This window comes from Lacibacter sediminis (assembly GCF_014168535.1).
Classification (GTDB): Bacteria; Bacteroidota; Bacteroidia; order Chitinophagales; family Chitinophagaceae; genus Lacibacter; species Lacibacter sediminis.
This window is the reverse complement of sequence record NZ_CP060007.1, coordinates 1836564-1857134: the sequence shown is the minus strand read 5'-3', so window position 1 is coordinate 1857134 and position 20571 is coordinate 1836564. Positions and strand designations below refer to the sequence as shown.

Here is a 20571-nt window from a genome sequence, read left to right as displayed (position 1 = left end):
TGGCGTTTGTGTTTGTAAAATACTGTTGTATATTTAAGTAACTACTTTCCCGATCACCATCTTCATTTAAAACCAACTCACCATGCCTCCGGTAAAGATTGAAGACCTTAAAAATGTTATCGCTTTTAGTGATCTGCCCGATGAACATCTCCAATGGATCATTGACCGCTCAGACTATTTTGAATACAAGGATGGAGATATTATCGCCAAGTATGGCGAACCGGCAGATGTAATGTGGATCGCATTGCAAGGCAAAGTGACTTTCTATATGTACGTCAACGGAAGGCAGGTGTATTATTTCACTTTTGAAAACAATAATGTGGCTGGTGGCGTAGGCGGACTTTTACCCTATTCCAGAATGAAAACGATCCCCGGCTATTCCTATGCCTTAGGCGAAGTAAAAATGTTGCGTTTGCACAAAGATCATTTTCATGAATTGGAAGTACTCAACCCGGATCTTATTCAGCGTCTTATTGGCTACATGACTGAACGTGCAAAAATATTTGCCACTACGCAACTGCAACATGAAAAGATTGATGCGCTCGGTAATCTCGCAGCAGGCATTGCACATGAATTGAATAATCCCGCAGCTGCCATCAGTGGCATAGCAGATGAGTTAACAAAACGTGTAAGCAGAAATTATCTACTCACAAAGCAATTACTCGATTGCAAAATGACGGCTGAGCATATTCAACACATACATGCGATCGTTGAAAAAAAAGAAAGCACTCCTGTTGAAAATAAAAAACACAGTGCACTTCAAAGCATGCAACTGCAGGACGATATAGAAGATTGGCTAGAGAGCAATGGCGTTAAACAACGGGAAGCAGCTGAGACCTTTGCTGAATTTGGTTTTACAATAAATGACCTGGAACAGATCCGTGACGATGCAGGCGCAGAAGCATTCACACGGGTAATTCCATGGCTCGAAAACCTGATCAGCTCACAAAAAATGATCAAGGACCTTGGTGATGCATCGGAACGTATCTCCACACTGGTTGCTTCGATCAAAAGTCATGTGCACATGGATCGTACCAATGATTTGCAACCAACCAATATTCATACTGATATTGAAAATACATTAACTCTACTTGGTTTTAAACTGCGAAAAAAGAATATCGAAGTAGTGAAAAAATTTTGTACCGATATGCCTGTGGTGCCTGCGTATGTTGGCGAACTCAACCAGGTATGGACCAACTTAATTGACAACGCTATTTCTGCACTCGATCAAAATGGTACGCTTACAATTGAAACAAGATGTACACAAAAAGATGTAACGGTTGCTGTTATTGACAATGGAAGTGGTATCCCGAAAGAAATTATTTCCCGCATTTTTGATCCGTTCTTCACCACCAAAAAAGTGGGAGAAGGAACCGGTATTGGTCTCGACATAGTAAACAGGATCATCAAGCGGCATAATGCAGAAATAAAAGTTGAATCAACTCCAGGACGGACGGTATTCACCGTTTGCATTCCATTAAACCAACAAATTGTATCGCATTAACAAGTGTAATAAATAAACCCAAAAATGAAACTTCCTTATATCATTTTAATAGATGACGATGTACAGGTGCTTCGTGCCATTCAACGTGATATACGTAATCAATACCGAGATGATTATAAAGTAGTGGCAACGGAATCGGCAACAGAAGCGTTGGAGCTTATAAAAGAATTAAAGCTCAAAAATGAAGTAGTTGCCCTATTCATCTCCGATCAGCGTATGCCTGAGATGGAAGGCGTTGCCTTTCTTGAACTGGCAAATGAAATTTTTCCTGAAGCAAAAAAAATACTGCTCACTGCTTACTCCGATATTGAAGCAGCGATCAAAGCCATCAATACTGTTAAGCTTGATTATTATTTATTAAAACCATGGCATCCTGCAGAAGAAAAACTATTCCCAGTGGTGAATGATCTGTTAGATGAATGGCAGGCTTTGTATAAACCCGATCATGAAGCAACGAGGATCATCGGCTTTCAATGGTCGCCCAAGAGTCACCAACTCAAAGAATTTCTTTCAGGCAATCTTGTTCCTTACATTTGGATGGATGTGGAAAGTGATGACGAAGCAGAAAAATATTTAACCAGTGCCAATGCATCGAAATCAGATCTTCCGTTAGTGATCTTAAAAGACGGTTCTTTTATCATCAATCCCACTTTACCTGTACTTGCTGAGCGTGTTGGCTTGCAGCAAAAAGCATCCAAAGAAATGTATGATGTGTTGATCATTGGTGCAGGGCCTGCCGGACTTGCAGCATCAGTGTACGGTTCATGCGAAGGATTAAAAACATTATTGATCGAACGAAGTAATCCAGGTGGACAGGCAAGCAGCAGTGCACGTATTGAAAATTATCTCGGTTTCCCAAGCGGTTTATCAGGAGCTGAATTAAGCCGAAGAGCTATTACACAAACACTACGTTTTGGAACAGAAATTCTCACACCGCAGGAAGTAAGAAGCATCAGTATTAAAGATGGTTACAAGATCACTGAATTAGCAGACGGATCAGAAATACATAGTAAAGCAATTGTGATTGCCACAGGTGTTGCTTATAAAAAATTAGAAGTGGAAGGTATGGATTCGTTTACAGGTGCAGGTGTGTATTATGGTGCTGCTGCTGTTGAAGCACAAGCTTGTCGCAATGAAAGCATTTATATTATTGGTGGTGGCAATTCAGCTTGCCAGGCAGCGATGTATATGAGCAAATTTGCAAAAGATGTTAACATCCTTATCCGGAAAGATAAATTATCGGAAGTTGCTGCAAACTATCTCGTAGAAAATATCAGCAACACGTCTAACATACATGTGTTACCGCATACGGAAGTTATAGCCTGTTCGGGTTCAACCATTCTAGAAACCATAACATTGAAAGATGCTGTTACAGGTGAAGAAAAAACAGTTCCTGCAAAGGCATTATTCGTTTATATTGGAACAAGACCGGGCACCGGCTGGTTAAATGATCTTGTATTAAAGGATGAAAAAGGATTTATTCTCAGCGGCAGTGAATTAATGAAAGACAAATCATTTGCATCAATATGGAAACTGGATCGTGAGCCGTTTCTTTCTGAAACAAGCGTGCCGGGTATTTTTGCTTCAGGTGATGTAAGGTTTGGTGCAATGACAGGCATCTCTGCGGCGGTGGGCGAAGGCTCAATGGCTATTCGTTTTGTACGGAAGTATTTGCAGGAGATGTAAGAGATTTCAGAAACGAAACCCCGCTTTTATTTAATTCTAAAATGAATTATTGAACAATTATTTTTTCAACCGTCCGCTCTGAAGTCTGGAGATTTGTGATAGTAAAAGTGAAGAACCCTTTTGGCAGGTTACCGATGTTCAGCACCGGAGCATTGTATTTTTCCCAAACACGAATTCTTTTTCCGCTATAGTCTGTCAGTTCAATCGTATTTGCTCCTGTATTCTGAGGCAATACGATCTGCAGGTTCCCTGCAGATGGATTTGGATAAATCAGCGTTTGCAGTTTACCTGCGTTCCTCATTACTCTTACTTCACTATATACTTCCTGTCCATTGAAACCAATTAGTTTCAACCGGTAATAAACTGTTTTGGCTGGGTATTGTTCGTCATCAGTAAACGTATAATTCAGTATCTGGCTACTAAAACCTTGCGTTGCTTTACTGTCAATAAACCCTATTGTTTCAAATTGACTGTTTATTTTCCGTTGAATTTCAAAGCCCTTATTCAGTTCTTCCGCCGAGGTAGACCAGCTTAAAATTGTTTGCGTGCCATGCCTTTTCACGTCAAACAAATTGATGGCAGCGGGTAAGATAGCACCGTAAGTGTTAGTGTAAGCAGGATTTCCAACCAATGAAGTTGTACTTGTATTTTTTATTGTCCCGTCTGAATTACAGTTATTACCTGAGAGATCAGATATGCTTTTGGTTTTGTCTGTAACAAAGAGAATTTCTTTTTTATTATTTGAAGGCGAAGCAGTACCATTATTGAATTCAACAATATAATTGCTGTTATTTGCCGGGGTTACATTATCATACGTAAAGCTATATTGATTTGCATTAGCCGGCGTTGTCAGTTCAAATGTGGCAGAAAAGAGAGGTACAATTTGTCCGCATTCTATCTGGATTGTGTTGGCACATAAATTAGTTGAGCGATGGAAATCAAATGTTTGATAAGTTTCTCCGTCTATCGTAGATGGTCTTGAACCGTTAGTGCCGGGATAAGGATTAGGATGGCCGTTATCGGCATTGCTACCCGACAGGTTGTCTGTAAAAATATCCAACTTACCACCAGAGGGAATAAATTGGGAACTTTGTAAGCGAACATCTGCAGACCATTGCATTTCAAAATCAATTTCTGCTATTGCAATTACACCTGCACAGTTTTGGGGATTTTCTCTTCTTAATCCAACCTGAACAGTGATAGTATTATTTGAAGAATTATAAAAAACAGTTGTGATAAAGTTTATCTGCCCCTGTCCAAAGAAGAAACAATCTAAAAATATAACAAGAAGGTAGAAACGTTTCATTGTTCGCTGTTTTCTGATTACAGAAGAAATCATTTCCAGGGAGTATCAGAAAAAAGAAACAGTTATTTTCAGGGAGTTGAGGAGAAAAATAGTAGTCTGAACTAAAAGTAAACTAAATACATTAAAGTTTGCTTTAAACCGGTAACTATTTCTGTGTATAGCAGCGAGCTTTTAGCTCCTATATCAACATAGATAATCGATATATAATATGAGCTGATAGCATTTCGACTAAGAATATACCCGGCATGTTACTGCTGAACCATTCCAGTAATAATTAACGTAGCGACTGACATCTAATTCATAAAACATCTTCTACAGCAATACATTGCTTCAACAAACACTATTTCCTCTCCACAAAATTCATAATCTACGATAGCTGCATCGTTATTCTACTATTCTTTACCTGAAGCCTTTGCTGTAGTTTAGCAGCAAATCCCTTACCCGTGAAACGATCTGTATCCGCTCTTCTTTGTTTCATTTTTATTACTGTTGGTTTTGGTCAGCCATTTGCTGATACTGTTGGCAAAATGGTTGAACAGAAAGAAAAGATCATCACGGAAACAACCATCATTAAAATTGAGAACCTCGGCTTTCGTGTAAATTCTGAATTACCCGAACTACGTCCAACCATCTCTGCCGATGGAAATCTTTTATTTTTTATTTGCGAAAGCCATCCTGATAACGTGCATGCACATGAAGTGCGCAACTCACAGGATATCTGGTATTCGATCCGTGATACGGCAACGGGAAAATGGACAGATGCTATTCATTTAGGGCCACCATTTAACACCGCACATTACAATGCTGTGTATTGGATATCGCCTGATAAAAACAGGATTCTTCTGCGCAATGCATTTGTTGATGGTGACTATTATGGCAATGGTGTAAGCATGAGCGAAGTGCAGAAAGATGGGCGATGGAGTAAACCAAATATGCTGAAAATAAAAAACTATCACAAGTATGATCGTGGATTTCAATCGGGCGCCAGCATGTCGAGTGATGGCCAGGTGTTGTTACTGTATATGAGTGAAGAAAGTAAAAGCCGCATCAACAAAATTTATGCATGCTTTCTGCAAACAGATGGTACTTGGAGTGAACCAAAAAGTGTTGGCAAGAAAATCAATCTTCCCGGTTATAATCAAATGACGCCTTATCTCGCATCGGATGGCGTTACACTTTATTTCAGTAGTGACAGACCCGGTGGCATTGGCGATCAGGATATCTGGAAAGCAAAACGCTTAGATGATACCTGGTTAAAGTGGAGTGATCCAGTAAATTTGGGTGAACCAATTAATACTGCCGACTTTGATGCGTTCTTTACATTAGATGCAGGTGGGGAATATGCTTATCTCACCAGTAGTTTTCAATCATTAGGCAAAAGTGATATTGTGCGTGTAAAACTTTTGGAGATAGAAAAGCCTGATCCGGTTGTATTGGTAAGTGGCAACGTGTACAATGCAAAAACAAAGCAACCTTTGAGTGCAAGTCTGGTATATGAAACATTACCCGACGGTGTAATTGCCGGCAATGGTTTATCGAGTCCCGGCGATGGTGCATTCCAGATCGTATTACCTTATGATAAAAATTATTTGATTCGTGCTTCAGCCGACCACTTCTTTGCTCAATCAGAAAACCTGAATCTTGATTCGTTGATACGTGCAGGTTATAAAGAAATTCATAAAGACCTGTATCTTGTTCCGATCGAGATCGGGCAGATCGTTCGGTTGAATAATGTGTTCTTTGATTTTGATAAGTGGGATCTTCGCCCGGTATCATTTATTGAGTTAAATCGTGTGGTGAAGATGTTGAATGATAATCCGGCCATTAGTATTGAATTGGGAGCGCATACAGATGCCAAAGGTTCTGATGAATACAATATCAAACTCAGTCATAACCGTGCAAACTCGGTGATGCAATACATCTTATCAAAAGGTATTGCACCTGAACGTGTGAGCTTTAAAGGTTATGGCGAAACGGTTCCTGTTGCAACAAATGATACAGATGAAGGAAGACAGCTTAACCGAAGGGTAGAGTTTAAAATATTATCGAACTAAGATTGTATTAAACTTCCGGTACTGCCACAACACAAATAGCTGATGTTGGAGAAAGCTCTTTCAGTGTAGTACCAACTACTGTAAATCCATGAGCCGATAATTTTTCAGCAATCAGATCAGCAGCACTGATGGTTATTTCATACGGATTCTGGAAAAAGATAAACAGCTTTCCGCCGGGTTTTAAAAACTGTTTTACCCGTTGCAAAACTTTAGCAGGATCTTTCCGGAAGAAATTAAGATTAAAGGCAGTGATCGTATCAAACGTTGAACGTTGCAGATCAGCCTTCAAAAAATCTGCCGTCAGGAATGCGGCAGTTCCGGCTGCAATAAAGGGTTTGTTTCTCAGCTTTGCTTTTTCAATCATGAACGAAGACTTATCCATGGCAACAAGTTTCCCATCTTCCAGTTTATTACTGATAACTTCTGCCATCAAGCCAACACCACATCCAATTTCCAACACCCGGTGACAGGGTTGTAATTCAAGCATATCAACAGCCCATATAAATCGTTTCGGTATAGCTGTATATGTTTTGTCGTTTACCATAGTTCTGAACAAGAATTTTTAAACAAAATTCCCCGCTGGAAAACGGGGAATACTCACATTTTACTTAAGAGACCGAAAATCAAATCACTTCTGTTCCTTATTGCCCGCCTTTCGTTTTAACTACGAATATGATCAATGTAATGGATTTTGATGAAGGTTAACGGATCAACACAAACAATACGTGTATTCATTACAGCACTCAAATACATAACCATTTTATTACTTGCAATTTCCATACCAATAAATCTTAATATGTTTAGTAAAGAAAATTTCTTCCACCTCTGTGAGGCAGATACAGAATCATAAATAAAATATTGCAGGAATTTGACGTTGCAGTTACTTCTTCTTTGCCGGCTTTTCAAGGTTCTGCTTTACCCTGAACTTTACAATTTTTGTAATGAGTGTTAAAGGCATTGGTTCACTAAGTGGAAACTGTACCGCACCTTTTGAACTTTTGTACACCGACAATTCTTTTTCAAATGCTTTTATACCGGCAGGTGCAGGATAAAAACCAACATGCTGCTTGTAACCTCCGAAATGAACGAGGTTTCCATTGAGTTTATACGTTGGAATGCCATAGCCAATTGTTTCTTCTGCCTGTGGGGCCGCTTTCTTTATACAGCTATGAACTTCCTTTAATATTTTTTGTGTAGGAGCAGGAAATGCTGCGATGTAATCTTCAATTGTTGCAGGTTTTGCAGAAAGCATCTTGCTGAATTTTACGTGTTTAAAAATAATTTCTACACCGCCACCATCTCCTTATTATACTTATTTCGATAAGCCAATGGCGATAAGCCCGTGATCTTGCGGAATACGGTACGGAATGCTTTCTCATCTGAGTAACCAGTATCATACATCACTTCGTTTACATTCCTACGTCCGCTTTCCAATTGTTTTTTTGCTGCTTCAATTTTTACACGCTGAATGTATTCAACAACTGTATTGGCTGTTGCTTTTTTGAAACGGCGTTCAAGGTTACGTCGGCCAAGTGCCAGCATATCGGCTAAATGATCAACCGTTATACGATCCTGGTAATTACGTTCAATATATTCCTGTGCTTTTTTGATCGATTCGTCATCATGTGCTTTTTGTCCGTTGAAGATGATGAAAGGGCTTTGACTTTCACGATCAATATCGATCATAAATGTTTTGGCAATACGAACGGCAATTTCACGGCCCGCATGTTTTTCAATGATGTAAGCCAGCAGGTTTAAAAATGAATAAGCACCACCGCTGGTATACAAACCATCTTCTTCTGTCATGATACGGTCATCAACCAGTTCTACATCGGGAAACATTCTGCGGAAATCATTTGCAGCGATCCAATGTGTAGCACATTTCTTTCCCTTCAGCAAACCTGTTGCTGCTAAAAAGAATGCACCAATACAAAAGCTGACGATTTCTGCACCTTGCTGATATTGCTCAACCATCCATGGCAGAAAGGCAGCGTTACTTTCCATTGCCTTTGGCAGATCACCATGCATAGCAGGGATAATGATGATGTTGGTCTGTTTCACTTCCGAGATCAACACATCGGGCTGAATAGTGTAGAGACCATTACGTTGCTCGATATTTTTTTCTAAGCCAACCAATTGAATTTTGAACAATGGTTCCTCTCCCATTGCTTGCCGAATATTATTTACTTCGTTTAATATCTGGTGTGTGCCGTCAATGTTTGGCAAACTGGTGTGTCCCAGCGGAACTAAAATTGAAATGTGTTTCATTTACCGGTTGTTTTAAAATAGCAGATCGTTTAGTTAAGAGAAGTCAAATGTAAGGAATGCATTTGTCGCAATCAACCCCATATAAAGCCGCATTTACACCCTTCATGTAAAATAAACTGTTTTTAGGTTTGTGCAAGAATCATGCACATGACAACAGGCACTATACAAATAGCATCGCTCATCAATAATATTGAACAGGTTTCGGACACACTGGTACAATTACTCCAATCAGTTGACGAACGGTGGTTTAATCAAAAGCCGGAAACAGATAAGTGGAGCATTGCACAGGTTGCAGACCATATCAGGCTTTCGAATAATTCAGTAGCAAAAGCACTGGCGCTTAAGGGGAAACCTGTTGACCGCAACCCAAGTGAACGGGTGGCGGAACTCAGGAAAATGTTTCTTGATTTCCAAACCAAATATCATTCGCCTGATTTCATTGTACCTACAAGAGATATTTATGAACCTGAACTGTTGTTGAAAGACCTGCAGGTATCAATTCAGCTAATTCGTGAACGGATGTATGAAGACGATCTGGATGAACTGATCAACCACCCTGCGTTTGGTGATATCAGCAAGTTTGAAATCCTGCATTTTGTTTTGTATCATACACAACGGCATTTGCGGCAGATAAAAGATATCGCTGCAAACTTGTAAAAAAAGAGAACCTACATGATCGAACTGTTTAAAACAAATGTAGATGACGTAAGCGCAAAGGAATATCTTATCCGATTGCTTGAGCAATTTTTTCCTGATTGTCGCATTACTATTGACATGCATGATTGCGATAAAGTATTGCGGCTTGAAGGTTTAAATGTTCAACCAGAAACAGTGAAGCAATTGGTACGTGAAAAAGGCTTTCATTGCAACGAACTTCACTAATAAAGACTTTTAACCATTAACCATATCTAAAAACAACACACATGAAAATTTTAAAAAATATCCTTCTTGCAATTCTGGGCATCATTGTTATTGTCCTTGTTTTTGCTTTATTTATCGATAAGGAATTTTCGTTATCAAAAGAAATTGTGGTCAACAAGCCTAAACAACAGGTTTTTGATTATGTGAAACTCATCAAAAACCAGGAGCATTACAGTGTATGGGTGATGAAAGACCCGAACATCAACATTCAATATACCGGTACCGATGGAACAGTAGGCGCACAATCTTCTTGGGTAAGCAATGATAAAAACGTGGGCGTTGGCGAACAGGAGATCATTGAACTGAAAGAGGGTGAAAGCATGAAAGTGGAATTGCGTTTTAAAAAACCATTTGAAGGCACGAATTATGCTATAAATACATTTACGTCAGTTGCCGACAATCAAACAAAAGTGACCAGCACTTTCACCGGCAAATCACCTTATCCTATGAATTTCATGAACCTGTTCATGGATATGGTCCTTGGCAAAGACATGGAAAAAAATCTCAGCAACATGAAAGTTAATCTCGAAAAATAACAGCTCCATGGCTACAAAGAAACTTAAACCAACAGACAAAGAACTGGTGAACGACTGGATGAATAAACTGGAGCATCCGTTGAAAGCCGAAATCGATGCAGTTCGTAAGATCATTAAAGACAGCGACAAGAACATTCGTGAACGGATCAAATGGAATGCACCCAGTTATTATACATCGGCTGATATTGTAACATTTAATCACCGTGCAACAAAACACGTGCATTTGATTTTCCATCATCCTACAATTGTAAAAATTAAATCGGCATTGCTTGAAGGCGATTATAAAGACCGACGCATGCTATACCTGCCCGACATGAAAGCTGTAAAAGCAAATAAAAAAGAACTGCAACGAATCATAACTGAATCGGTGCAGTTAATTGGTTAAACCTTTTAAAACAATTTTTATGGAACGACTTCATTTCTCAGTAGACATCAATGCCCCAAAAGAAAAAGTATGGGATAGTTTATGGGCAAAAGAAAAATACGAAACATGGACAGCTGTGTTCAGCGAAGGCTCCACCGTGGAAACCGATTGGAAAGAAGGCAGTAAAGTTTTATTTACCGATGGTAAAGGCAGCGGCATGGTAAGTAAAATAGCAGCCAACAAGCCAAATGAATACATGTCGTTTACACACCTCGGAGAAATGAAAGATGGTGTGGAAGATACCACAAGTGAAAAAGTAAAAATATGGCAAGGTTGTACAGAAAGTTATACGCTTACAGAAAATAATGGCGCAACAAAGCTTGAAGTGAATATGGATATTACTCCTGATTTTAAAGATTACTTTGAAAATACCTGGCCAAAAGCAATAGAAGCAATTAAAACATTAGCTGAATCAAAAAACTAAAGCAATGACAACAATCAAATCGATCTATATAAACCTGCCGGTGAAAGATCTTGCAGTAACAAAATCTTTCTGGACCAAATTAGGGTTCAGCTTTAATGAACAGTTCAGCGATGATAAAGCGTTATGTCTTATCCTGAACGATGGCGTTATGTATTCGATGCTTATTACGCATGAATTTTTCTCCACATTCACCAACCGGTCTATTGCCGACGGTTCCACTACGGAGGTATTATTGGCAATAGAAGTGGAAAGCAAAGAGAAGGTGGATGAAATTGTACAGGCAGCCTTGGCAAATGGTGGTAGCCGTTACCGTGAGTCGGCCGATCATACATGGATGTATTACGATTCATTTGCTGACCCGGATGGTCATCAATGGGAAGTGATGTACATGGATCCTGCAAAAATTCCGGGGTAAAGACACGTTAATATTCCACGAACCTGTTTTCCGAAACAGGTTTACAGCTATCTTTAGCAGCATAAAATTTCGTCTATGAAATCGATGCTGCTTTTTCTTTTCAGCGCCTTTTTACTGAGTACCTCCACCGCCCAAAGTTTTACAGAAGTAGAACAGATCATGCTCAACAACCAGAAACAGTTGGGTGATGATCAGGCACTCATTATTTACAAAGATGGCAAAGTGTTGTATCAGAAAATGCTTGGCGACTTCAGGCCAAACATACAGGCACCTATTGGCGAAAGCAGCCAATGGCTTACAGCAGCAATGGTGATGATCATGGTGCAGGAAGGAAAAATATCGCTCGATGATAATGTTGGAAAATACCTGCCCATATTTCCTAAATGGATGAAAGGATATATTACAATCCGTCATTGCCTCAGTCATACAACAGGCATTGAAACCGACAAACAAGGTGCAGGGAAATTATTTCAACGTAGAAGTTTTTCGTCTTTAGAAGAAGAAGTGAATTATTATGCGGAGAAAAGAGCAATTGCCAATAACCCGGGCATTTGGTTTCAGTATGATCAGATCGGGCCGTCCATTGCAGGGCGTGTATTGGAAGTGGTGACAAAGAAAAAATTCGACAGGCTTGTACAGGAAAAATTATTTCGTCCGCTGAACATGCGGATCACCAGCTTCAGCAATTATACATCTGCGATCAGCCCGTTTGATGGCGCCAAATCATCTGCGGTTGAATACACAAATTTCTTAAGCATGTTATTGAACAAAGGCATGTTCAACGGCAAACAGATCTTAACTGAAGCATCGATTGCTGAACTCATGAAACTGCAAACCGGCACTGCTTTGAATAAATACACACCGCCTTTTATGAATGGATTCAGTTATGGTCTCGGCACATGGCGTGAAACTACTGATGGTAAAGTGGTGAACTGTGTATCACAAAACAGTCCGTTTGTATGGATCGACTATTGCCGTGGCTACAGTTGTATTCTTCTTGCAAAAAAAGAAAGAGATGGGTTGAAACGTGAGCTGTATGATCAATTGAAAGCGGCGGTTGATGCGCAGATAACAAGCGCTTGCAAATAAGTATTGTTCTTTCTAAATTGAGTGCGAAAACTTTTCCCATGTATGAACACAAGAAGCAACCGCTTGCATCAAAACAAACTTATTACAAACGAATTGGTCGTAGCGTTTTATTCGCTCTCGTTGTTTTGCTCATCAGCTTACTGATTGGTGTAGCTGGTTATCATTATACAACCGGAATGGGTTGGTTAGATGCGCTGTTAAATGCATCCATGATCCTGAGTGGCATGGGACCTGTTGATACTATCACCCAAGCCGATGGAAAATTGTTTGCCTCATTTTATGCGCTGTTCAGCGGTGTAGTTTTTATTACCAACATCGGCCTTATACTTGCACCGGCCATTCACCGTATTATGCACAGGCTACACGTAGAAGAAGAAAAATAGCATCTAATACTTCATCAATATTTTTAGCTTACCCCACAACTCATTATCAAAATTCGATATTGCAAACAGCGATAAGCCTGAAGCATCGCCCATACGTATAACCACCACATTCTGCGAAGGCACTACATATATTTTCTGATCATTCTTTCCCAAGGCAGCATACATATCAACAGGTGCATTGGGAGTAATGCTTCCGTTAAACATTAGTTGAGTAGCCGGTAACATATGCGTGCTCTTACCATTCAACCAGGTAAGATAACCGTAAGATTGATTCATGCTTTGCGATGTGTTGATCATTTCATTGAAATATGTTTGATCGTTTAATACAGCCGTCCCATTCCAATTGCCTTTGTTCAGTAATAACAAACCAAACCTTGCCATGCTTCGCACTGTGCTGTAATGAATCTTTCCGTTTCCTCCCACTCCAGGCAACCACACACCCGTCATCCCGATTTTGCTATATACCTTTTCCTGCGTAAATGCATTATAGGTTTTACCTGTAGCCTTTTCAACCACATCAATCACCTTATAATACGCCGCATTGTTATAATTCCATCTTGTTCCCGGTGTTGTTCTGTAAGTAAAACATGCAGGTGCGGTGCAATCTGTACCACTCAGATCGTCTTCTACACCGGTTGACATGCTTAGATGATGTTTTACAGTAACGGCATTTTCCTGAGCCTGCGTCATGCTCGACCAACCGGCGCCTAAATATTGGCGTGAAGGATTATTGATATTTACCAAACCCTCCTGTTGTGCAATGCCTACTAAAAAAGCGCTGAGGGTTTTACCAGCTGATGCCCAATACCAGGGACTGTCAACTGTAAAACTGCCGAAATATTTTTCGACAACAACCCGTCCGTTCTTTAAAATAATAAAGCCTTTTGTATTTTTTGTTTCAAGGAAACTATACAAATCACTGAGGGAGGAAGTATTCCAGTTATATAATGCCGGATCGGCAGTTTCCCAGGTTGAACTTCCGGGAAAGTACATGGTTGTGGGACCGGTGGGTTCATCAACGGGTGGATTGTTTTTCTTACAGGCTTGGAGGCCACCTATAAAAGCAAGTACAGATAGCAGAAAGTGAACAGGTTTCATAATTGGTTATTGTGGATGCTTGGACGTTCAACGCCTTAAACGGTTTAATGAAGCATATAGTATATTTTTACACCATTGAATATGTCTTTGCTCAATAAATCGGCCCATACTGCTTTTATTAAACAAACAGCCGCATCGCTTGGCTTTAGCTACTGTGGTATTGCCAAAGCACAAAGGCTTAATGATGATGCAAAAAAATTAGAAGCCTGGTTGAACAAGGGACTGCATGGCAATATGCAGTATATGGAAAATCATTTCGACATGCGGGTTGATCCCACACTGCTGGTACCCGGTGCTAAAAGTGTGATTACCTTAATGATGAATTATTTCCCATCAACAACTCAAAAAGAAAACACACCGAAGATTTCGAAGTATGCATTTGGAAATGATTACCATGAAGTGATCCGAGCCAAGCTCAAAGAACTATTATCACTCATCAATGCAAAGATCGGTGAAGTAAACGGCAGAGGTTTTGTTGATAGCGCACCGGTGCTTGAACGTAGCTGGGCACAACGAAGTGGTTTGGGATGGATCGGCAAGAATGGAAATCTTATCAGCAAACAAAGCGGCTCGTTCTTTTTTCTTGCCACACTCATCTGCGATCTTGAACTTGAATATGATTCCCCTTTTGCAAAAGATTATTGCGGCAGTTGTACAAAATGCATTGACAATTGTCCCACAGATGCTATCCTTCCCGATAAAGTGATTGATGGCAGTAAATGCATTTCCTACTTCACCATTGAATTAAAAGATGCTTTCATCGATGAAAGTATGAAAGGCAAATTCAACAACTGGATGTTTGGTTGTGATGTTTGCCAGGATGTTTGTCCATGGAATCGTTTCAGCAAACCGACAAACGAAACAGGCTTTACTCCCATTCCTGAAATCTTAAATCTCAGCAAGAAAGAATGGGAAGAAATGAGTGAAGAAACGTTCAAACAAGTCTTTAAAAATTCTCCGCTTAAGCGAACAAAGTTTGCAGGTATTCAGCGCAACTTAAAATTCATTCAGTCCCCTTAAAAAAAGAAAGAGGCAAAAGCCTCTTCTTTGACAGGTGTATCCCGGTTGCATATTCAATAATTGATGAACGAATTGTTTAAAACATCAATCCAAATTTCACCGCTACCCGGTTGAAACGATAGTTATAATTCAGAATTGTTTCTCCGTTCGGCTGCGGCCACGATTGCCAACTGAAGCCCTGCTGTTTTTCAGGTACATGCTTGTAAGAATAACCGGCACTAAACAAAAACCCATCACCCTTTTTTGTTGCCAGACGAAATCCTACACCTGCATCGGTATACAATCCTGTACTCTGCGAAATAATATTTCGTTGTTCTTTGTTTTTTATCCAGGGAATATGTGCACCTGCATCTGTATATATGAAAAACGATCTGCGTTGATTGGAGAAATGATATCGCAGATCTGCAAACAAAGGCACACCACGCTGCATATAAAAATCAAGACCTGCACCAACACCTGCAAACCAGTTACCAAAACGATAGCCATTGATCGTTTGCAATGCAAACGATTCTGTTGAACTTCCGGCCAGCAATCCTCCCTGTATGATCGTCTGAAATTTTACAGCCTTCTCAGCAGCAGGTTTTATTTTCTCCTGAGCAAACAAGGAGCTTACCATCAAAATAAAAAGAATAAAAAGAGTATTTCTCATACAATTACCGTTGAATAGCAATGCTGCTGCGCTGACTGATATTTGTCTGATTGCTGTAATCAAATTGCAACAACGCTGTTTTAGTAACAACCAATGCATTACCGTTCCAGGCAATTACATCATAAGCTTCAAATCCTTTAATATGTTTTACCAGGCTTAAGTTGGTGGGATTTGCCGCGTTGTACACACGTAAGCCATCTTTACCATCGCACACAAACAAAAGATTCCCATCTTTAGATAAGCCATGCGGATTCGTAAGCTGATATGTTTTAAGTAAGGTAGGCGCCTGCAGATTTGCAATATCAATTACATCGAGTTGATTTGCAACTGCACCTCTGCAAGTAGTTCCGCTGCGCAACGTTACATAAGCATGTGTATCATCAGCAATCACAGGATCGCATGCAAATGCATGCTGAAAGCTTCCAGTTTTTTGAGGTGCTGCAGGATTCTGTAAACTAAAGATGAACATACCATTGTTCGAACCGATAAATAATTCTTCTTTGAACGGATAAATGGTTTCAATTCCCCAACCTACAGGTATAGTATTTAATTGCTGGGGCTGATCTGCATTCTGTAAACCAAATACTTTCAGATCACTGTTTGAAACAGTATAGAGATAATCATTCCTCAATGCAAATCTCGCCATTGAACCATTGATACCTTTCGTAGCCGCACTTGCGCCTGATGAAGAAAAGTTTTGCGCAACAGCAAGAAAACCTCTATCCCACAGAAAAAGCCCCTGCCCTTGCCCGTTACCGCAACTTACTGTTACCGTTGTATCTTTCCTAAGCCAGTCAACGATCACCAAATTTGTATCAGCTGAAAAACCATTGGCGAATGCACGGTGCGGAAACACTTTTTCTTTTATACTCAACACGTTCACCTGTTGCGGATTACTGATATCGATTGTTATAAGATCGTTGAAAAGATCAGCGTATAACATGTTGCCTTTAACTGCAAGATCAATATTACCCGGCACTTCAATAAAGCTGATGTTCTTTGGTTGTGATGGATTACTGTTATCGATCACATGTATGCCTTTATCAATTTCATTGAGAAAAACAGTGCTGCCGAAAAGTGAGATTTTGCCCGGATTCACGATTGCTCTCGCCGGCTTGCTTTTTATTTCGCTCCATACCTCCTGCTTGGTTTTATAAACCGGACGATAGAGCGTATAGGTTTGCGTGCATTTGTCTTTAAGACAGCTTTGTAAGAAAGAAACAGTTATGAGCAGCAACGCAAAGGTTCTGAAATTAATTTGTTTCATATCACAGCAGTTTGTTTAGTAAGTTGACACTGCCGGTTTCAAAACCGTTGCGTTGCTGTTATATATTTTCAGCGATTGAAAAAGATGCGGTAGCGAATGCCTGTTTGCCACCAATAGTCTTTTACTGTGCTTTTATAAGCAGGTCTCAATCCATAATCGAGATATAAACCTAATTGTGAGTTTGTTTTTTTACCATGCCATTCAAATGACGGCGACAAGTATAATTGTGGTTGATAAGTGGTTGCTTTTGTTTCTTTTGCATTTGCAATTCCGCCATACCCGATACTACGATCAGTACTTGCTGCATAACGAAATGCAGACAATGTATCTGTTTGTGTTGAGGAAACCACAAACCAATTATGAATACCGGCACTAAATAACAATCTGCCCTTTTTAATATCAGCAATTTTAAACTCCAGCTCAAGCGGCACATTCACTGCATGCATGCGAAACTGTACTGATTTTTCTTTCGTTGATATATTGCTGAACATATTCGTTAGCGTCATAAACGAATCGATTCGCTGGCGTTGTGTAACAGAATAGCTGCTGTATTGATATTGTAGCCCTGTTACGAATGCATGCCGTTTTTTAAGCGGCTTACGAAACAGTACGCCGGCCCCAAAGTGAATGGAAGGCGTAACCGCATATTCATAACGTATAATACGGGTAGGCCCGCCTTGCCCGGCATTGTTACCTCCTGAGTAATACAACGCATCGGAAGATGAGAAGGATTTAAATCCTGATCCCGGGAACAGGCTCCCCCTGATATCAGATAAACCAGAACTTACATGCAAGCCCAACTGCCATTTCCTCTTTGTAATTGTTGGTGTGGGTACTGCAGGTGCAACTGCGATTGTATCATCTGCAGTTGTTGATACAATTGGTTGAGCTGCGTCTGTTTTAATAGCGGCAGATTGATCTACAACCACACTGTCGGTCTTCTGTTCCGGCTGTTTTGATTCAACAGTAACAATCGTTTGATCTGCAGCTGTTTCTTTTTGCACAGACACTTTATCAGAAACAACAACTTCATCTTTACTTGTTTGCTTTTCAGTCGTTCCTGCAACAGATTGTCTATTTACTGTTTTTATTTTTTGAGCAACCTGCTTTGTTACAACACTGTTTTGCTGAGCCGAGGCAGATGTTTTTGTTTGTGCCTGCAACTTGTTTTCTTCTACTTCTTTTTCAGAAGCTGTTGCTTCAGTTAAGGTTTTTGATGATCCGGCTTTGGTTAAGGATGATTCGTTTGTATTATTTTCTGCAGTTGTTGTTGTTCTATTATTTGTAGTTGCCTGCGCAACAGTATCTGCTTTCACTGTTTCTTCAACCGGCCATACGGCATAGAGTAATCCTCCAATTAATAAAGCAGCAATCGGCAAATAGAAAAACCATCTTCTTCGTTTTCTATCTTCTTCCAATTGTAGTTGCACTTGCTGCCACACCTCTGCATTCGGCTTCAGTTTGAAGTCGGCCAGCTGCTGGCTTACCTTTTGTTCAAATTGATGATCCGCCATACACTTGCTTTTGGGGTTCGGAATTATATTTTTCAATCCAGGTGATCAACAGGTTTCTTGCACGCATATACTGGCTTCGACTGGTGCCTTCGCTGATGCCGAGCATCTTCCCGATTTCAACATGCGTAAATCCTTCAACCGCATGCAGGTTAAAGATCGTTTGATAACCGGTTGGTAATTGCCTGATCAGTTCTGCCAGTTGTTTGGTGCGCAACAGTACTTCAGGGTTATCATTACTCACAGGATGAAGGGGTTCACTAAGGAACGACATATCATATTGGTATTCCTTTTTCTTCTTCAAATAATTTAAGGCTGTGTTCACCATAATAGTGCGTATCCAGCCTCCCAATTCACCCTCGCTGCGGTAAGTGTGCAGGTTGCGAAACACTTTTACAAACCCTTCCTGCAACACATCCTCTGCATCAGCCAGCGATTTGGTGTAACGGTAACATATACCCAGCATGATCTCAGCAAACGCATCATAGAGTTGCTTTTGAGCCATGGCATTGCCACGCAAACAGTCTTTTATTAGTTGCCGCTGATCGATCATTCAGGTTTTGTAAAGGGTTGACAAAGCTATTTCTCAATTCGTTGCTCCCTTGTTAAAAATTTTTACAAAAAGAAGCCCCGTTGGAAAACGGGGCTGTTACACTTAAAACATAACTACTGATAAAATATTTAGATTGCAGGATCTGCGGGTGTGTTTGGATTATTTAATCTTTCCTGATCAGGATAAGGATAAAAATTCCTGGTGCGTTCAAATGTTACAGGAACGGGGTTAACATTCGCTGGTGGAGCAGTGCGACCAAAACGTCGACTGTCCTCCAACCGCAAACCACTTAAATACAACTCAGCACAACGCTGCCGGTAAACCTCTGTCAACAGATCATTTACTGTAGTTGAACCTGAATATGCCGGAAGGTTAGCATGAACACCGAAAACATCACCGCTTGATTGCTGACGCACGGCATTGATCTCTGTAATTGCATCTGCTACTGTGCCGCCGGAACGGAGGATAGCTTCAGCTTTGATCAACCGCATTTCATCGGGTAAATAAACAGGGATAGGACTGCTGTTCGTTTGCGCAAAACCACGAATGGTACGCAACACATCAGGACCACTTGTTACTTGTGCTCCCTGGAAGTAAAATGCAATGCGGCCATCAGCAGGATCGAACATACCTGCAGGTAAACCAAAATTGTCACGGGGCGAATAACTATTTGTTACCCGCAATTGAGTAAAAATCGGGTTTACAGTTTGAGCGCCATCGTAAGCAAACTGCGAAGCTGAACTTAACGGAACAAGATTGGAAGCAGCAATTGCTTGTGCATAACGACCTGCCATCAAATTATACCTTGCCAGGTAAGCGTTAATGCAATTCAACAAGCTGAAATTTGCACCTGTAACTCTTGTATTAAACTCGCCTGAGGGTGCGGTTGCAGCAATTAATGCAGCCGCCTGCTCCAGCAACTCAATTGCTTTTAATAGTCCATTCTGACGGGTAACAAATGTTACACCACCTGCTTTGTTGGTAGCAATGGGCACTTGCTCAAACGCTGTTGCCAAACTACCTATCGCCATTGCTTTAAATAAATGTGCATGTGCCACCACTCCTGAACGCATCGCATTATCTGTTGCAAGAACAGTTGGCGCATTTGCAATAATATCATCGGCCATACCCATTACACGATTCATACGTAACCAAACACCCAACACAGCCGCATTAAATGTTGGCAATGCAGAACCACCTGCTTCAATTTCCAGCACTGTGGTAAATGTGGCTATACCTTTTACTTCACGAGTTGTACCGCCGGTTGTTATTGCCAGCGATTCAAATGCAGAAGCAGCATAGTTTTGTTTCATACCAATACTGTAAGTGATCAATCCTTCACGTGTAGAAACCACCTGTGCATCGGTAGGACCATTCGGATTTACAATATCCATCTTACAACTGCTGAACACAATTGCAATGAGAGATAAAGAACAGACGAATATCTTTTTCATATCATTAAA

22 protein-coding genes are annotated in these 20571 nt (G+C 40.3%); 12 read left to right on the top strand and 10 right to left on the bottom strand.

The features are described from left to right. Positions 1-82 precede the first annotated feature (82 nt). Together H4075_RS07965 and H4075_RS07960 are read left to right on the top strand one after the other, a co-directional pair. Positions 83-1504, top strand: coding sequence for an ATP-binding protein (locus H4075_RS07965; protein ID WP_182805735.1), 1422 nt, complete (start codon positions 83-85; stop codon positions 1502-1504). A 24-nt stretch (positions 1505-1528) separates the two neighbouring features. Then, positions 1529-3190: an FAD-dependent oxidoreductase gene (locus H4075_RS07960; RefSeq protein WP_182805733.1), complete on the top strand. Its 1662-nt coding sequence runs from the start codon at positions 1529-1531 to the stop codon at positions 3188-3190. Between the two features lie 46 nt (positions 3191-3236). On the opposite strand, the gene H4075_RS07955 is transcribed toward H4075_RS07960, so the two are convergent. Then, positions 3237-4496, bottom strand: a complete 1260-nt coding sequence (locus tag H4075_RS07955) for a T9SS type A sorting domain-containing protein (RefSeq protein WP_182805731.1) — start codon at positions 4494-4496, stop codon at positions 3237-3239. Between the two features lie 443 nt (positions 4497-4939). Between H4075_RS07955 and H4075_RS07950 the strand changes: the two genes are divergently transcribed. Then, positions 4940-6550 (top strand): OmpA family protein, encoded by a 1611-nt coding sequence (locus H4075_RS07950; protein ID WP_182805729.1) that lies wholly within the window; start codon positions 4940-4942, stop codon positions 6548-6550. 7 nt (positions 6551-6557) lie between these two features. Here H4075_RS07950 and H4075_RS07945 read toward each other — a convergent pair whose 3' ends face one another. From H4075_RS07945 to H4075_RS07935, 3 genes are all read right to left on the bottom strand, one after another. Beyond that, positions 6558-7094, bottom strand: coding sequence for a class I SAM-dependent methyltransferase (locus tag H4075_RS07945; RefSeq protein WP_182805727.1), 537 nt, complete (start codon positions 7092-7094; stop codon positions 6558-6560). A 336-nt stretch (positions 7095-7430) separates the two neighbouring features. Then, entirely contained in the window at positions 7431-7802 is a 372-nt protein-coding gene (locus tag H4075_RS07940; protein WP_182805725.1) for an iron chaperone, read from the bottom strand. Positions 7803-7834: 32 nt separating this feature from the next. Next, positions 7835-8818, bottom strand: a complete 984-nt coding sequence (locus tag H4075_RS07935; protein WP_182805723.1) for a GlxA family transcriptional regulator — start codon at positions 8816-8818, stop codon at positions 7835-7837. Positions 8819-8965: 147 nt separating this feature from the next. On the opposite strand from H4075_RS07935, the gene H4075_RS07930 reads away from it, so the two are divergent. The 8 genes from H4075_RS07930 to H4075_RS07895 all read left to right on the top strand — a co-directional run bounded on the left by H4075_RS07930 (position 8966) and on the right by H4075_RS07895 (position 13010). Further along, entirely contained in the window at positions 8966-9475 is a 510-nt protein-coding gene (locus tag H4075_RS07930; protein ID WP_182805721.1) for a DinB family protein, read from the top strand. A 15-nt stretch (positions 9476-9490) separates the two neighbouring features. Continuing rightward, positions 9491-9700, top strand: a complete 210-nt coding sequence (locus tag H4075_RS07925; protein ID WP_182805719.1) for a DUF896 domain-containing protein — start codon at positions 9491-9493, stop codon at positions 9698-9700. Between the two features lie 41 nt (positions 9701-9741). Further along, positions 9742-10275: an SRPBCC family protein gene (locus H4075_RS07920; protein ID WP_182805717.1), complete on the top strand. Its 534-nt coding sequence runs from the start codon at positions 9742-9744 to the stop codon at positions 10273-10275. A 7-nt stretch (positions 10276-10282) separates the two neighbouring features. Next, positions 10283-10660, top strand: a complete 378-nt coding sequence (locus tag H4075_RS07915) for a DUF1801 domain-containing protein (RefSeq protein ID WP_182805715.1) — start codon at positions 10283-10285, stop codon at positions 10658-10660. A gap of 19 nt (positions 10661-10679) precedes the next feature. Then, a complete protein-coding gene (locus H4075_RS07910) occupies positions 10680-11123 on the top strand; it encodes an SRPBCC family protein (protein ID WP_182805714.1) in 444 nt (147 codons plus the stop codon). 4 nt (positions 11124-11127) lie between these two features. Beyond that, positions 11128-11538, top strand: coding sequence for a VOC family protein (locus H4075_RS07905; RefSeq protein ID WP_182805713.1), 411 nt, complete (start codon positions 11128-11130; stop codon positions 11536-11538). Positions 11539-11613: 75 nt separating this feature from the next. Further along, positions 11614-12627 carry a serine hydrolase domain-containing protein gene (locus H4075_RS07900; RefSeq protein ID WP_182805712.1) on the top strand — a complete coding sequence of 338 codons (1014 nt, stop codon included), beginning with the start codon at positions 11614-11616 and terminating at the stop codon, positions 12625-12627. 38 nt (positions 12628-12665) lie between these two features. Beyond that, positions 12666-13010, top strand: a complete 345-nt coding sequence (locus H4075_RS07895) for a hypothetical protein (RefSeq protein WP_182805711.1) — start codon at positions 12666-12668, stop codon at positions 13008-13010. Between the two features lie 3 nt (positions 13011-13013). On the opposite strand, the gene H4075_RS07890 is transcribed toward H4075_RS07895, so the two are convergent. Beyond that, positions 13014-14108, bottom strand: a complete 1095-nt coding sequence (locus H4075_RS07890) for a serine hydrolase domain-containing protein (protein ID WP_182805709.1) — start codon at positions 14106-14108, stop codon at positions 13014-13016. A gap of 81 nt (positions 14109-14189) precedes the next feature. Between H4075_RS07890 and queG the strand changes: the two genes are divergently transcribed. Beyond that, the gene (gene queG, locus H4075_RS07885; RefSeq protein ID WP_182805707.1) at positions 14190-15128 is read left to right on the top strand and encodes a tRNA epoxyqueuosine(34) reductase QueG; all 939 of its coding nucleotides are present in this window, start codon (positions 14190-14192) and stop codon (positions 15126-15128) included. Positions 15129-15204: 76 nt separating this feature from the next. On the opposite strand, the gene H4075_RS07880 is transcribed toward queG, so the two are convergent. The 5 genes from H4075_RS07880 to H4075_RS07860 form a co-directional block, all read right to left on the bottom strand. Further along, on the bottom strand, positions 15205-15777 hold the full coding sequence (locus H4075_RS07880; RefSeq protein ID WP_182805705.1) for a hypothetical protein: 573 nt from the start codon (positions 15775-15777) through the stop codon (positions 15205-15207). A 4-nt stretch (positions 15778-15781) separates the two neighbouring features. Next, positions 15782-17044, bottom strand: coding sequence for an LVIVD repeat-containing protein (locus H4075_RS07875; protein WP_182805704.1), 1263 nt, complete (start codon positions 17042-17044; stop codon positions 15782-15784). A 68-nt stretch (positions 17045-17112) separates the two neighbouring features. Continuing rightward, positions 17113-18558, bottom strand: coding sequence for an outer membrane beta-barrel protein (locus H4075_RS07870; protein ID WP_182805702.1), 1446 nt, complete (start codon positions 18556-18558; stop codon positions 17113-17115). Continuing rightward, positions 18539-19108 (bottom strand): RNA polymerase sigma factor, encoded by a 570-nt coding sequence (locus tag H4075_RS07865; RefSeq protein ID WP_255460396.1) that lies wholly within the window; start codon positions 19106-19108, stop codon positions 18539-18541. The genes H4075_RS07870 and H4075_RS07865 overlap by 20 nt, the downstream gene beginning before the upstream one ends. 128 nt (positions 19109-19236) lie before the next feature. Continuing rightward, positions 19237-20562 (bottom strand): RagB/SusD family nutrient uptake outer membrane protein, encoded by a 1326-nt coding sequence (locus tag H4075_RS07860; RefSeq protein ID WP_182805700.1) that lies wholly within the window; start codon positions 20560-20562, stop codon positions 19237-19239. Positions 20563-20571 lie beyond the last annotated feature (9 nt).